Origin of the sequence: Rouxiella aceris (genome assembly GCF_012933545.1) — a bacterium.
Lineage (GTDB): Bacteria > Pseudomonadota > Gammaproteobacteria > Enterobacterales > Enterobacteriaceae > Rouxiella > Rouxiella aceris.
This window is the reverse complement of sequence record NZ_JAADJU010000003.1, coordinates 368,030-383,431: the sequence shown is the minus strand read 5'-3', so window position 1 is coordinate 383,431 and position 15,402 is coordinate 368,030. Positions and strand designations below refer to the sequence as shown.

Genomic DNA, 15,402 nt, shown 5'->3' with positions numbered 1-15,402 from the left:
ATTTTTACGCTATGATTATTTAGTACGATGACGAGCGAAAAATTAAAATATAAGGTCCGGTAAATAAATAATAACAAGTTATCTTCCCGCTGATTAGCCAGAAAAACTTGCACGGGCTTATGAATAGAGATCATCAATAACCTTACTGGTGATCTGATTTTTTGGCCAAATCTTACTTCAGGCCAGACTTATGTAAATACCTTGACAAAAAAAGCGATCAATTGATGACTTTTAAGAATATATAAAATTATTTAATACCGGCTATTTCACAGATTAGCGGCCTGGGATCAATTCATAAGGGATCCCGCCAACAGTTCACTGCGACTAAATAATCTTCAAGAAAGTGGTGGGCTACTGGTGTCGGTTGGTTATTTGACTTTGTCATCGAGGAACTGCGGTGAAAATCATCCAGCCTGCGGTAAGAATAAAACCTGTTACTGAAGACCTAAAAATATCAGGCTATCTGCCCATCGGCATAAAGCTGTCATTGTTTATCTGCTCAGGCTAAACAAAACAGGGGGCGAAAGGCCCCCTGTCTACCGTAAACTATCAGGCTTTCAGTGAAGCAATATCGATAACGAAACGATATTTTACGTCACTTTTCAGCATACGTTTCCAGGCATCGTTAATATCCTGAATATTGATCATCTCAACGTCGGCTGTAATACCGTGTTCACCACAGAAATCGAGCATTTCCTGGGTTTCGGCAATACCGCCTATCACTGAACCCGCAACGGAGCGGCGGCCCAACACCAAAGGTACCGAGCTGAGCACCGGATCCAGATCGCCCAGGTAACCGACCAGCACCAGCGTACCATTCAATGCCAGCGTCGATACATAAGGTTTCAGGTCATGGACGTAAGGGACGGTATCAATAATCAGGTCAAACTGATCCTTTGCCGCCGCCATTTGATCGTCCTGGGTCGACAATACAATATGGTCGGCACCCAGACGACGAGCATCCTGTTCTTTGCCCGGCGAGCGGCTAAACAGCGTCACTTCGGCACCCAATGCCTTGGCCAATTTTAATGCCATATGACCGAGACCACCAAGGCCAACAACGGCCACTTTGGAACCTTTGCCTACTTTCCAGTGGCGCAGCGGTGACCAGGTGGTAATACCGGCACAGAGCAATGGCGCAGAACTTTTCAGATCCAGGCCATCTGGCACTTTAACTACAAACTTGTCTGAGACCACGATGGTTTCTGAGTAACCACCGAAAGTTGGCATTTTGTCATGGCGATCGACATCGTTATAAGTCAGCGTAGAGCCTTCGACACAGTACTGCTCAAGGCCCTGCTCGCACGGTGAGCAATGTTGACAGGAGTCCACCATACAGCCAACACCAACATGATCTCCCACTTTAAAACGCGTGACATCACCACCAACCTGGCTGACACGACCGATAATTTCATGCCCTGGCACCATTGGGAAATTGGCACCACCCCAATCGTTATAGGCATTATGGATATCTGAGTGACAAACACCGCTGTATAAAATTTCGATGACTACATCATTGGCGCGCGGGTCGCGACGCACAAAATTATGGGGAACCAAATCCGCTTTTACAGCCAGGGCTGCGTAACCACGTACGTTCATCGTCATATTTTTCTCCGAACTATTTTATCGTGCCGGCTGTTCCGGACGATTAAAAGTGACAGCATCAGGGGCGCTCTGTTTTGCAGCAGATTAACTTAGCAGACAAACGACGTGCGTATTAGTCATCGCAAGCGACATAGCGTTATGAATTTTATTCATTAATCAGTCAGAAGGATAAATATGCTGCCTGACAGCCATCTGAGCGATGCTTTTAAGAGGGAAGTGGAGTGATGGCAGAGTTAACTATAGACGTCGTTTATTCGTTTGCTATGTTTTTATTGACTTAAAGCAAGAGGACCGCATATTACCCTTTGGACACGAACGCAAGGCGTTATGATTTGTCTTCTCACTCTTAGCGAGGTTGAACATCATGTCTGCCAGTTGCCTGTCGTCTATTAATAACTGTCTTAACAAACCCGATTTTTCCCGCTTACTGCTGCGCCTGTCGTTGGGTGGCCTGTTACTGTTCCATGGTTGGCACAAGATGATGTCGGGCATTGGCCCAATTCAGGGAATGCTGGCAGCTCACGGTATGCCGGCTTTTATCGGCTACGGCGTTTATGTCGGCGAAGTGGTGGCCCCGATCCTGATTATATTGGGTGTACTCTGTCGACTGTCGGCATTGATGGTAATAGGCACCATGCTGGTTGCCTGGCTGTTGGCGGGTATCGGCAATACCTTCCACGTTGATGCGGTCGGTGCCTGGGCAATCGAAAGCATGGCTTTCTATACGCTAATGTCTTTGGTGTTGCTGTTTCAGGGCGCAGGACGTTATTCGCTTGCTAAAAATGACGCCTGGCGTTAACTGACCCTTTACTGCTCGCTCTGCCTAAATTGCTCTACACGGTGAGCGAGCAGGATTGATTGCTCCTGTTTATCTGCATGATTTACTATCAAAAGGATTAACCTTAAGGCGATCGGGAGAAGACAATGCTTTTAAGTGCATCCGCCAGGCGACGTGCTGGTAAAGAACGCTGTTTTGTCTATGTTTCCAACGCTGATAGCGGCACCCTCGGAGCTTATGAGCTAAACCGAAGCACGCAACGGCTTGAGCCGCTAGGCAGCTTCGCCGCCGCATCCCGAGTAATGTCTTCGGTAATTTCTGCAGATAAACGACGACTGTATGTCGCGGTACGCAGCCAACCCTATCGGGTACTGGTTTTCCGCATTGACCAGGATGGTGCTCTGCAACAAATTGGTCAGTCCCCTTTGGCCGAAAACATGGCCTTTCTTTCCCTCGATCGCAGTGGGAACTTTCTCCTCGCAGCTTCTTACGGTGGCGATCTGTTTAGTATTAACCGCATTGATCCCGAGGGTCAGGTGGTGACTCCCCCTGTGCAGATTGTGCATACCGGCAAACGCGCCCATGCCATTCAGGTGAGTCCCGACAATCGCCATCTCTATGTGACTTTACTCGGCAGCGATCAACTGCTGCAATTCCACTTTGATGCCGCCAGTGGCAAAGTCACCCCCCTCGTCCCTGCTGCCGTCAATATCCAGAAAGAGGTCGCTGCCGGTCCGCGCCATTTTGTTATTGCCCCGCAGCCAGATAAACGAGGGAAATATAATCTCTACGTTTTGGCCGAAATGGCCGGCAGCATCAGTCGACTAACCCTCGAGGCTGATGGCACGGCGAATGAACAGCAAGAGATCAATTCGGTGCCGCAGCAAGAGGATATGCAACGTGGCGAAGCACGCCCGCTAAGTGGGGACAATGACCTGCCCCCGTCGGCCAAGCCGCGGATCTGGCAGGCGGATATACATTTAACCCCTGACGGTCGATTTCTTTATTCCACGGAGCGAACCAGCGGTACCCTGTCCTCTTTTGCGGTTGATGCCGAAGACGGCCAGTTACGCTATCTGCAGAGCATAAAAACCGAAGCGATGCCGCGTAGCTTTGTCATTGATGACAGCGGCAGCTTTCTGATCCTTGCCGGGCAGCAATCAAATCAGCTGGCGTTGTACCACATAGATAAGGAGAGTGGCGCACTCACGCTGCTCGACCGTTATCCGACGGAAAATGGCCCTGCCTGGGTAACCATTGTTGAACGGTGACAGCAAAATAGCTCACCCGAGCCATAGCTCCCGAACAGACCAACCAGGACTGTTTTAATTGACTATTTGTGCTTAATTCAGATTTTTTCTACCGACGCAGGCTTTGCCTTACCCTCAAAGATGTATGATAACTTCCCAAACTATTATACCTATTTATTCATCTTTATCAGGGCAGGCGCTAATGGGTCAGGATCAACAGCGGTCTTCGGGTATCTCGGCGATAGCTTTGCTGGTGGCAGCCGCATTTTTTATGGAGTTTATTGACGGGACGGTGATTGCCACCGCGCTGCCGCAGATGGCAGCCAGCTTTGGCGTCACTCCCCTCGACCTTAATATCGGCATGAGTGCTTATATGCTGACGTTGGCGGTGCTGATCCCGGCCACCGGTTGGACCGCGGAACGCTACGGTGCACGTAATGTCTTTACTCTGGCGCTGGCGATTTTCACCCTCTCCTCGCTGGCCTGTGCCTTGACCACCAACGTGCTGCAATTTGTGATTATGCGCATCTTTCAGGGCGTGGGCGGTGCCATGATGGTGCCAGTTGGCCGTTTGACAGTGCTGAAAACCACCCCTAAAGCCCAGTTAATCACCGCCATTGCCACCCTGACCTGGCCAGCGCTGGTCGCGCCGATCCTTGGCCCACCGCTGGGGGGCTTTATTACACAATATGCCTCATGGCACTGGATCTTTCTGATCAATATCCCCTTGGGCCTGGTGGCGATGATACTGGCCTGGCGCCTTTTCCCTCAGGCCAGAGCTGCTGCCGCGCAGGCTTTTGACCGCAAGGGCTTTATCCTCTCCGGAATAGCAATGCTCTGTCTGGTCAGCGGATTGAGCGCCCTTAGCCAGCAGAGTATAGATTGGGTGACAGCGTCACTTTTATTAATCGTCGGGATTATAGCCGGCCAGTTGATGATCCGACATATTCGCCGCAGCGAACATCCGATGTTTCGTCCTGATTCGCTGCGCATCCCCACTTTCCGCATTGCCATGGGCGGCGGTTCGCTGTTTCGTATTACCATCAGCGCGGTACCCTTTTTGTTGCCTTTGCTACTGCAAGTAGGCTTTGGCATGGACCCGTTTCATGCCGGTTTGCTGGTGCTGGCGGTATTTGCCGGTAATCTGGCAATGAAACCGGCAACTACGCCTTTGATCCGTCACTTTGGGTTCCGTCCGGTGCTGGTGGTCAACGGTGCGCTGAGCGTACTGTCGTTGCTATGCTGTGCCCTGCTGACGCCGACGACACCGGCATGGCTGGTATTATTACTGCTATTTCTTGGCGGGTTAAGCCGTTCAATGCAGTTTACCGGTATCAGCACGCTGGCATTTTCCGACGTGCCTGCCCCCCATATGGCTGATGCCAACACCCTGTTCAGCACCGCGTTACAGCTTGCTGTCGGGCTGGGGGTCACGATAGGCGCTTTGGGCACGCGGTTGGGAGATCAAATTGCCCACTGGATGGCCTGGCAGTCGATACCGGGGATTGGTTTTAAACTGTCATTTATCTTTATGGCGGTCATTACTTTAGTTGGACTGATCGATATCTGGCGGCTAGCGGCCAATGCCGGGGAAAGTGTCTCGGGGAAGAGGGCTTAAAAGTCAATTTTCTTTTTTAAAGTCAATGGGGTATGGGGGGCGTTTCTGGTTGGGCTTAAATGGCAATTTTGCTTTAAAGTCAATTAACTCCGAGGAGTTGTTTCGGTTTTATCATTGCAGTGGCCACTTGACCCGCTGTGCCGAACCGAGTTAAGGAGCGCTGGCCCGCTCCTTAACAATCCTGGGCCTTTTGGTGTTGTCTATTTGTCTGCTGCCTATTACCGGCTATGTTTCAGTCAATCCGAGCGTGGCACGAGCCGCGCTGCTGCGCAGTCCCCTTGCTCGGTCGGGAGCCAAAAACGTCTCCCTCCGCTTCGCGCGGCGCCGTCTCTGAATGTGCCAACTAGCTATGTACGTCGTACCGGTTTGGCTTAAATGGCAATTTGTTGGCTTAAAAGTCAATTGGCTATGGGGAGCTGTTTTGGTTTGGGCTTAAATGGCAATTTCTTGGCTTAAAAGGCAATTGGCTATGAGGAGTTGTTTCGGGTTGGGCTTAAATGGCAATTTTTGATTTTAAAGTCAATGGGCTATGAGGAGTTGTTTCGGTTTTATCATTGCGGTGGCAACTTAACCCGCTTTGCCGAACCGAGTTAAGGAGCGCTGGCCCGCTCCTTAACAATCCTGGGCCTTTTGGTGTTGTCTATTTGTCTGCTGCCTATTACCGGCTATGTTTCAGTCAATCCGAGCGTGGCACGAGCCGCGCTGCTGCGCAGTCCCCTTGCTCGGTCGGGAGCCAAAAACGTCTCCCTCCGCTTCGCGCGGCGCCGTCTCTGAATGTGCCAACTAGCTATGTACACCATACAGTTTCAGAAACTACTGTTTTGCCTTTTTGTCTTTTTGTCTTTTTGTCTTTTTGTCTTTCGCCGTTGACCTTTAATGTTGCCGGTTTTTCAGTAAATGTTTCCTGGCCGATTCAAAACCTACGCTGAACGACGTGGAGCGAGACGCTTTTGGCTCGCGACCGAGTGAAGGGACCGCGAAGCGGCGTGGTTTAGGCCACACACGGAAGTCACTGGAACAAACTACAACCGAGGGCAATACACACATCAACAACACCAAAAAGCTCAGGGGTCAAGGGGACTCGAGCGACTGCGAGTCCCCTTGTCGGTTCGGCACCGCGGGTTAAGTTGCCACCGCTATTATAAAACCGAAACCCTTACTACATAGCCAATTGACTTTTAAGTAAAAATTGCCACTTAAGTGATAGAGGCGGTCTGGGCCGCCGCCCAGTGAGCGCAGCGAATGCAGTTGACCTTGACCTTGACCTTGACCTTGACCTTGACCTTGACCTTGACCTTGACCTTGACCTTGACTTTAAAAAAAGAAAATTGCCATTTAAGTCAACCTTTTAATGGAGATCTGCTCGTTAGCCCCAAATTGCTGCTTCAGCTCTTGCTTGCTCTTGGTGACGATCTGACCATCGGTCCCCACCGTCATATGCTGGGCATCAACATTGTGACGCGCCTGATAGAGCATCACCACTTGCAGACTGTGCTCCTTTTGCTGATCGGTCAGTCGAACACCGTCCGGCCATTTGCCTAACTCCACCGCCAGGGCAAGACGCTGGTAAATAGCTGGCGTCATCACATCGACAAGTTCTCGGATTTCCATTTCAAACTCCCCGCTTTAGCAAATTATTCATAAAATTATTCTTATCAAAGGAATAATGGCTGAATCGATTTTGTTGTGTAAGTTACAGCTTGTCCACACTTGGCACCAGCCGGGGTTAACCGGCGGTTTTTTCACCATTTTGCTGGTCGGTAAAACTCATCGACGCAGAATTGACGCAGTAGCGCTCACCGGTTGGCTGCGGACCGTCGGGAAAAACATGTCCCAGGTGGGCATCACAGTTGGCACAGCGGATTTCTACACGCTCCATACCATGAGAGTTATCGGTGAGATACTCAATGGCATCGTGAGTTACCGGCTGGTAAAAACTCGGCCAGCCGCAGCCGGAATCGTATTTACTGTCAGAGTAAAAAAGCGGCGCATTGCAGCACAGGCAATGATAAATACCCTCGCGTTTATTGTGCAATAGTTTACCGGTGTAAGGGCGTTCGGTGCCACGTTCCTGAGTGACATATTTCTGAATATCAGTCAGTTGTGGGGGGTTACTGATGTCTTTGGCGTCGTTGACCATATTTGCGGTTCTCTGCGAGATAGAAAAATCAACTAAAATAACTGTCCATTATAACAAAAAATTAACAACGCGTCAGTTCGTTTTGCCCTAAACTGTATAGCATTCGCGCTGGGGCAGAAACATATGTGATGGTGATCACATATTTGATTCGTGGGGAGTTTAATACTCTGCAATTAACCCCAATATGTCTGACAGTTGATTCAAAAACGGAACGTACAATAAGCGAACGATCACAGCTGCAAGCTTTGACTTATCGCAACTATTGACACGATTCCGCTTGACGCTATCCAAGGTTTTTGTAATTTTACAACCAACCTTTTATTCACGAAAAAATAGCTGGTGGAATATATGACTATCAAAGTAGGTATCAACGGTTTTGGCCGTATCGGCCGTATCGTTTTCCGTGCCGCGCAAGAACGTTCTGACATCGAAATCGTTGCTATCAACGACCTGTTAGACGCTGACTACATGGCATACATGCTGAAGTATGACTCAACTCACGGTCGCTTCGAAGGCACTGTTGAAGTTAAAGACGGTCATCTGGTTGTTAACGGCAAAACCATCCGTGTTACCGCTGAGCGTGATCCAGCTAACCTGAAATGGAACGAAGTCAACGTTGACGTAGTTGCTGAAGCAACTGGTCTGTTCCTGACTGACGAAACTGCACGTAAACACATCACTGCAGGCGCCAAGAAAGTTGTTCTGACTGGCCCATCTAAAGATGACACCCCTATGTTCGTTATGGGCGTGAACCATAAAGCATACGCAGGCCAGGAAATCGTTTCTAACGCTTCTTGTACTACTAACTGCCTGGCACCTTTGGCTAAAGTTATCAACGACAACTTCGGTATCGTTGAAGCGCTGATGACCACTGTTCATGCAACTACCGCAACTCAGAAAACCGTTGATGGCCCGTCTCACAAAGACTGGCGCGGCGGCCGCGGCGCATCTCAGAACATCATCCCTTCTTCTACCGGTGCTGCTAAAGCAGTAGGTAAAGTTATCCCAGCTCTGAACGGCAAACTGACCGGTATGGCTTTCCGCGTACCTACTCCTAACGTTTCCGTTGTTGACCTGACTGCACGTCTGGAAAAACCTGCTACTTACAAAGAAATTTGTGCAGTAATCAAGGCTGCTTCAGAAGGCGAAATGAAAGGCGTTCTGGGCTATACCGAAGATGACGTTGTTTCTACCGATTTCAACGGTGAAGCACTGACTTCAATCTTTGATGCTAAAGCAGGTATCGCACTGAACGACAACTTTGTGAAACTGGTTTCTTGGTATGACAACGAAACTGGCTACTCAAACAAAGTTCTGGACCTGATTTCTCATATCTCTAAATAAGTTTAGTTGATGTGGTGAACTGACAAAGGGCGACGTGAAGTCGCCCTTTTCTTTGCAATTGGTTCCCGTCAGTTTACCCCTGTCTTAGACAGTGTTCCGGATCCTCGCGGACACCGACTGGTTTTTATCAGACATTGCACAGGACTTTACCATGACCGAACAACTCTTTACCCTTCCGGTATTAAAACAACTTTCACCTGCCATCAGTGAGTGCCAGATCGCCGATCTGCCTATGCTGGCCATTTCACATGCCAAAGGTCGCGCCGCCATTACGCTGCAAGGTGCACATCTCCTTGCCTGGCAACCTACCGGCGAAAAACCGGTGATTTGGTTAAGCAGTGAGACTCCTTTCCAGCCTGGCGTTGCCATTCGCGGAGGCGTGCCTGTCTGCTGGCCGTGGTTTGGTCCTGCGGGTCAGCCTCCTCACGGTTTTGCGCGTCTTCTGCCTTGGCAGGTTACCGCTCATAGCGAAGATGACCAGGGTGTCAATCTGACGCTGACGCTTAAAGACAGCGAAGAAACACGTAAACTGTGGCCACACGCGTTCACTTTGCATGCGCATTTCACCTTTGGCGATCAATGCAGCATCGAACTGGAATCCCACGGTGATTTTGAAACCACCAGCGCACTGCATGCCTATTTTGAAATTGGCGATATTGCCAAGATCAAAGTCGAAGGCCTTGGCCAGCCGCATATTGATAAAGTTGCAGGCGGGATCACCGCTCAGCAGCAGGGTGCGTTGACGTTTGATGGGCAGACTGACCGCATCTACACCGCGCCAGAAGCTGAAAGCCGAATTGTCGACCCCGTATTTGACCGCACTATCAGCGTCACTCACAAACATAACAGTGATGTGGTGAGCTGGAATCCGGGCGAAAAGAATTCCGTATCAATGAAAGATATGGCCGACGACGGCTATAAAACCATGGTCTGTGTTGAAACAGCTGCGGTTACCGCGTCACAAATCAGTACCTCGGCTGAGCCAGCACGTCTGGCTATGATCATCGCCGTAAAATAACCCGCCTCAAGGGGACGGGTACCAGCTCGTCCCTGCCTGTCAAACCATGTCCAGCATCGTTTTCCCTGTAGGGGCCGGAAAGACCTGCTCAATCAGCGCAATTTCCTGCGCATCCAGTTGTAGGGTTAGCGCCGCAGCATTGTCTTGCACATGTTCAGGACGTACCGCTTTGGGGATGGCGATAATATTGTCAAAGCGAGTCACCCAGGCCAGTGCGATTTGCGCACTACTGACATTTCTTGCTCGCGCCAGTTGCTGCATCACCGGATGCGACAATACATCATGTTGCAAACCTCCCGCCTGCGCTAGTGGGCAATAGGCCATTAGCGGTATCTGCTGCTGTCGACACCAGGGCAACAAGTCATATTCAATACCGCGCGATGCGGCATGATACAGCACCTGATCGGTCATACAGGCACGTCCCCCTTCGATTTGCCACAGCTCTTGCAGATCGGCAACGTCCAGATTCGATACGCCCCACTGGCGAATTTTGCCGGCCTGTTGCAAGGTTTGCATTGCCACCACGGTATCTTGTAACGGGATCGTTCCACGCCAGTGCAACAGATAGAGGTCAATGTAGTCGGTTTTAAGACGCTGCAAACTTTGCTCACAGGCCTGAACAGCTTTCGTGCCACCGGCATGATGAGGATAGACTTTCGACACCAGATATACCGACTCACGTCGCCCGGCAATGGCTTGAGCTACCACGCGCTCTGCGCCGCCGTCGGCATACATTTCCGCGGTATCAATCAGCGTCATCCCCAGATCGATTCCCTGCTGTAACGCGTTGACTTCAGAACGAAACGCCGAATCTCGCTCGCCCATAAACCAGGTACCCTGGCCGATAGCGGGAACCTGACTACCATTGGGGAACTGCACGGTTTTCACGCTCATCAATTGCTCCTGTTCAACTCTTTAGTGACGGACAGCGAGAGTGGCCACTGGCCAAGCCTCGCCCTATTCCAACCATAACGTGAGGACGATCGCAAAATCGGCGTCGCCACTCCTTCTGCACTACAGATGTGCAAATGGGGCAAAATGCCCCATTTTAGAACGCGACAAGCACCATTAGAGTGCATTACGCCATCAGAAGTTATAGGTTATGCCAGTCCAGACCACGCCGGTATAAGATTTATCCACCATTGGACTATCGGTCACTTCCGTCGCCAGGCGAATATAACGTCCGGTGAAGAATGCTTGCCACTGCGGTGTGAAATTATAGCGCGCAGAGAGTTCAAGGTAAGGATTGAAACTGTCACCCGGCTGATAACTGTCCAGACCGCTGCGGCGCGACTCGGCACCGCTGATCCCATAGTAGTATTTATTCTGATTGGCACTGTTCCAGGTCAGCCCCAGACCCGGAACCAACGCCCAGTTATCGCCTTTAAAGGTATAAAGATAGGCCAGATCGCCGACCATCCCATTGCTGTTATTGAGGGTGTCGCCGGTTAATGAGGTCCGCAGAGTGCCCCACTGTTCCTGATGAGAAAAAGCCACCCCCGCCATCAATGTACCGCGGCGCTTATCCAGCCGTTTCATCTGTTCGTCATCGCTGTCGCTCGGTTTAAAACCAAAAGGGTTGTAACCGGCCACCAGACTGAGCTGATTTTGTTGGTCTTTCCACAGGTAATAACCCGCCATCAATGAACGGAAGTAAAAGCTGTCCCCTTCATAATTGATGATTGGCACCGGAAAGAATTTGGTGTCATAGCCGCGATAAGGATCGGGACTGACCAGGGCCGAAGCACCCAAAGACCAGCTATCAGCCTGGGCAGACTGACTCAGTAAGGCCAACAGCGCAGCAACAGGCAGCGCCTTGATAGGGAGAGCTTTCATTGAATTTCATCCGTAAAAAGTAAAAATCAGCGTTAGTGTAAATGATCCCCCGGCCAGCGCCAGAGATTAGGCACTAAAACCTAAAGTAACAGAATAATTTATATGCTTAATATTAAAAAATTATGACGAAAATTTGCTCATATTTGCCGCATCCCCCGTGCCGCAAGGCCTGAAAGCGAGATATCCCTAACTGAGTCATTGATATGGCTTAAAAAACACAAATTTGGCAGAGGAAATTTTTCAAAGGGCAAACTACGCTTATAGATAGGAGAAAGACTCAACTGAGAAGTAACCCGCTGGTGTTGCTTATGGCAATCACCAAGACGCTACGCAAGAAAGTAGCGCTTCAACAAGTTGGCATAAGGGTTGCTGTAATCAGACTGGGGATACTTTCTTCCGGGAGCTGCATCACCGCTTTACTGGCTCTCTTTAACCTGTGCTAAATAACGAAGGACGGGCATCTATGAACATATTTGACCATTATCGCCAGCGCTATGAAGCTGCCAAGGATGAAGAGTTCACACTGCAGGAATTTCTTACCATCGCTCGGCAAGATCGCAGTGCTTATGTTAATGCCGCGGAACGCCTGTTGATGGCAATAGGTGAACCTGTCATGGTCGACACCGCGCTTGAACCACGCCTGTCGCGTCTATTCTCCAACCGGGTTGTTGCGCGCTATCCTGCCTTTGAAGAATTCTATGGTATGGAAGATGCCATTGAGCAGATTGTCTCTTATCTGAAACATGCGGCTCAAGGGCTGGAAGAAAAGAAACAGATCCTGTATTTACTGGGCCCGGTAGGCGGCGGTAAATCGTCGTTGGCCGAACGCCTAAAATCCCTGATGCAACGGGTACCGATTTATGTGCTGAGCGCCAACGGCGAACGCAGCCCGGTAAACGATCATCCTCTGTGCCTGTTTAACCCGCAGGAAGATGCACATATTCTTGAAAAAGAATACAACATCCCTACCCGCTATCTCGGCACCATCATGTCGCCATGGGCAGCCAAACGCCTGCATGAATTTGGCGGTGATATCACCAAGTTCAGAGTCGTTAAAGTCTGGCCATCGATCCTCGAACAGATTGCGATTGCCAAAACCGAACCAGGTGACGAGAACAATCAGGATATTTCGGCGCTGGTGGGTAAAGTGGATATTCGTAAACTCGAAAACCATGCGCAAAACGATCCCGACGCCTACGGTTACTCCGGTGCTCTGTGCCGTGCCAACCAGGGGGTGATGGAATTCGTCGAAATGTTTAAAGCGCCGATCAAAGTCTTGCACCCATTACTGACGGCAACCCAGGAAGGTAACTACAACGGTACCGAAGGCATCTCTGCCCTGCCGTTTAACGGTATTATTCTTGCTCACTCCAACGAATCCGAGTGGGTGACCTTCCGTAACAACAAGAATAACGAAGCCTTCCTAGACCGTGTTTATATCGTCAAGGTGCCGTACTGCCTGCGCGTATCGGAAGAGATGAAGATTTACGACAAACTGCTGAGCAACAGTGAGCTGGTGCATGCCCCTTGCGCCCCTGGCACGCTGGAAACCCTGGCACGTTTCTCCATCCTTTCGCGGCTGAAAACCCCGGAAAACTCGAGCATTTTCTCCAAAATGCGAGTGTATGACGGTGAAAGCCTGAAAGATACCGATCCAAAAGCCAAGTCGTATCAGGAATATCGCGATTACGCTGGCGTAGACGAAGGCATGAACGGGTTATCCACCCGCTTCGCCTTTAAAATTCTGTCTCGGGTGTTTAACTTTGATCATGCCGAAGTGGCAGCCAACCCGGTGCATTTGTTCTATGTGCTTGAACAGCAGATTGAACGTGAACAGTTCCCGCAGGACATTGCCGAGAAGTATCTGGAGCACCTGAAAGGCTATCTGATCCCGAAATACGCCGAATTTATCGGCAAAGAGATCCAGACTGCCTATCTTGAGTCCTACTCGGAATATGGACAGAATATTTTTGACCGCTACGTCACTTATGCCGACTTCTGGATCCAGGATCAGGAGTATCGCGATCCCGATACCGGCCAGCTGTTTGACCGTGAGTCACTGAACGCCGAACTGGAAAAAATCGAGAAACCGGCAGGTATCAGTAACCCTAAAGATTTCCGTAATGAAATCGTCAATTTCGTGCTGCGTGCCCGTGCCAACAACAGCGGCCGTAATCCGAACTGGACCAGTTACGAGAAATTGCGCACGGTTATCGAGAAAAAAATGTTCTCTAATACCGAAGAGTTACTGCCTGTTATCTCCTTTAACGCCAAAACGTCGACCGATGAACAGAAAAAACACGATGACTTTGTCGACCGAATGATGGAGAAAGGATATACACGTAAACAGGTGCGTCTGCTTTGTGAATGGTATCTGCGCGTGAGGAAATCATCGTAATAATCAACTTTCAGCAATGCGGGGATCGTTGGCAACGTTGTTTGGGGGCTATATGACTTACTTTATTGACCGTCGACTGAATGGCAAGAATAAAAGCGCGGTTAACCGCCAGCGCTTTTTACGCCGCTATAAGTCGCAAATCAAACAGTCGATTGCCGAGGCCATCAATAAGCGTTCGGTTACCGACGTTAGCAGTGGGGAGTCAGTGTCGATCCCCATTGAAGATATCAACGAACCCATGTTTCATCAGGGCCGCGGTGGATTACGCCACCGCGTTCATCCAGGTAACGATCACTTTGTGCCTCACGATCATATCGACCGCCCGCAGGGCGGCGGTGGAGGGGGTGGCGGCGGTCAGGGTGAAGCCGGTCAGGATGGCGAAGGCCAGGACGAGTTTTCGTTCCAGATTTCAAAAGATGAATATCTCGATTTGCTGTTCGAAGATTTGGCGCTGCCCAACCTGAAAAAAAATCAGTATAAGCAGCTTACCGAATTCAAAACCCATCGCTCCGGGTTCACCTCCAACGGTGTGCCGGCCAATATTAGCGTTGTACGTTCTTTGCAAAACTCGCTGGCGCGCCGAACGGCAATGTCAGCAGGGAAAAAACGGGCGTTGCGCGAACTGGAAAATGACCTCGCCGAGGTTGAAAACAGTGAACCTGCGCAACTGTTGGAAGAAGAAAGGATCAGAAAAGAGATCGCCGAACTGCGGCAAAAAATCGCCAAAGTCCCTTTTATCGATACCTTTGACCTGCGCTATAAAAACTTTGAACGTCGTCCGGAACCGTCCAGCCAGGCGGTGATGTTCTGCTTAATGGACGTTTCGGGCTCGATGGATCAGGCCACCAAGGATATGGCCAAGCGTTTCTATATCCTGCTCTATCTTTTCCTGAGCCGGACCTATAAAAACGTCGACGTGGTCTATATCCGTCACCATACCCAGGCAAAAGAAGTGGATGAGCAAGAGTTCTTCTACTCTCAGGAAACCGGGGGCACCATCGTCTCCAGTGCGTTGAAGCTGATGGATGAGGTGATCCAGGAGCGCTACGATCCTGCGCAATGGAATATCTACGCCGCGCAGGCGTCGGACGGCGATAACTGGGCCGATGATTCACCGCTGTGCCATCAACTCCTGGCACAGAAATTACTGCCCATGGTGCGTTATTACAGCTATATCGAAATCACCCGCCGGGCTCATCAAACCCTGTGGCGTGAATATGAGGTGTTGCAACAGCAGTTTGATAACTTTGCCATGCAGCATATTCGTGAACCAGAAGATATTTATCCGGTATTTCGTGAGCTTTTCCACAAGCAAACGGTTGATAATTAACCCATCGTTACCCTGGGTTAGCGGTACTCCAGCAGCAATAAAAAAGCCAGCAGAGATGCTGGCTTTATCGTACTGACTATTTGAA

At 50.1% G+C, this 15,402-nt stretch carries 12 protein-coding genes; 7 read left to right on the top strand and 5 right to left on the bottom strand.

The genetic code is table 11. The annotated features are described in order from the left end of the window. Nucleotides 1-549: 549 nt before the first annotated feature. Complete coding sequence (locus GW590_RS07720) at nt 550-1,605, bottom strand: NAD(P)-dependent alcohol dehydrogenase (RefSeq protein ID WP_169402431.1); 1,056 nt, start codon at nt 1,603-1,605, stop codon at nt 550-552. A gap of 364 nt (nt 1,606-1,969) precedes the next feature. Between GW590_RS07720 and GW590_RS07715 the strand changes: the two genes are divergently transcribed. The 3 genes from GW590_RS07715 to GW590_RS07705 all read left to right on the top strand — a co-directional run bounded on the left by GW590_RS07715 (nt 1,970) and on the right by GW590_RS07705 (nt 5,251). Beyond that, nucleotides 1,970-2,404, top strand: coding sequence for a DoxX family protein (locus tag GW590_RS07715; RefSeq protein WP_169402430.1), 435 nt, complete (start codon nt 1,970-1,972; stop codon nt 2,402-2,404). A 125-nt stretch (nt 2,405-2,529) separates the two neighbouring features. Then, nucleotides 2,530-3,654 (top strand): lactonase family protein, encoded by a 1,125-nt coding sequence (locus GW590_RS07710; RefSeq protein WP_169402429.1) that lies wholly within the window; start codon nt 2,530-2,532, stop codon nt 3,652-3,654. Nucleotides 3,655-3,835: 181 nt separating this feature from the next. Beyond that, on the top strand, nt 3,836-5,251 hold the full coding sequence (locus GW590_RS07705; RefSeq protein ID WP_169402428.1) for an MFS transporter: 1,416 nt from the start codon (nt 3,836-3,838) through the stop codon (nt 5,249-5,251). A gap of 1,335 nt (nt 5,252-6,586) precedes the next feature. Here GW590_RS07705 and GW590_RS07700 read toward each other — a convergent pair. Further along, on the bottom strand, nt 6,587-6,862 hold the full coding sequence (locus tag GW590_RS07700; protein WP_169402427.1) for a YeaC family protein: 276 nt from the start codon (nt 6,860-6,862) through the stop codon (nt 6,587-6,589). A 115-nt stretch (nt 6,863-6,977) separates the two neighbouring features. Then, a complete protein-coding gene (gene msrB / locus GW590_RS07695; RefSeq protein WP_169402426.1) occupies nt 6,978-7,391 on the bottom strand; it encodes a peptide-methionine (R)-S-oxide reductase MsrB in 414 nt (137 codons plus the stop codon). A gap of 348 nt (nt 7,392-7,739) precedes the next feature. On the opposite strand from msrB, the gene gapA reads away from it, so the two are divergent. Both gapA and GW590_RS07685 read left to right on the top strand, forming a co-directional pair. Further along, nucleotides 7,740-8,735, top strand: coding sequence for a glyceraldehyde-3-phosphate dehydrogenase (gene gapA / locus GW590_RS07690; RefSeq protein WP_169402425.1), 996 nt, complete (start codon nt 7,740-7,742; stop codon nt 8,733-8,735). Between the two features lie 151 nt (nt 8,736-8,886). Beyond that, nucleotides 8,887-9,753: a D-hexose-6-phosphate mutarotase gene (locus GW590_RS07685; RefSeq protein WP_169402424.1), complete on the top strand. Its 867-nt coding sequence runs from the start codon at nt 8,887-8,889 to the stop codon at nt 9,751-9,753. A 39-nt stretch (nt 9,754-9,792) separates the two neighbouring features. Here GW590_RS07685 and GW590_RS07680 read toward each other — a convergent pair whose 3' ends face one another. Continuing rightward, nucleotides 9,793-10,647 (bottom strand): aldo/keto reductase, encoded by an 855-nt coding sequence (locus GW590_RS07680; protein WP_169402423.1) that lies wholly within the window; start codon nt 10,645-10,647, stop codon nt 9,793-9,795. Between the two features lie 192 nt (nt 10,648-10,839). Next, nucleotides 10,840-11,589 carry a MipA/OmpV family protein gene (locus tag GW590_RS07675; RefSeq protein ID WP_169402422.1) on the bottom strand — a complete coding sequence of 250 codons (750 nt, stop codon included), beginning with the start codon at nt 11,587-11,589 and terminating at the stop codon, nt 10,840-10,842. A gap of 463 nt (nt 11,590-12,052) precedes the next feature. On the opposite strand from GW590_RS07675, the gene yeaG reads away from it, so the two are divergent. Then, entirely contained in the window at nt 12,053-13,987 is a 1,935-nt protein-coding gene (gene yeaG / locus GW590_RS07670; protein WP_169402421.1) for a protein kinase YeaG, read from the top strand. Nucleotides 13,988-14,039: 52 nt separating this feature from the next. Next, entirely contained in the window at nt 14,040-15,317 is a 1,278-nt protein-coding gene (locus tag GW590_RS07665; protein ID WP_169402420.1) for a YeaH/YhbH family protein, read from the top strand. The last annotated feature ends 85 nt before the right edge of the window (nt 15,318-15,402 follow it).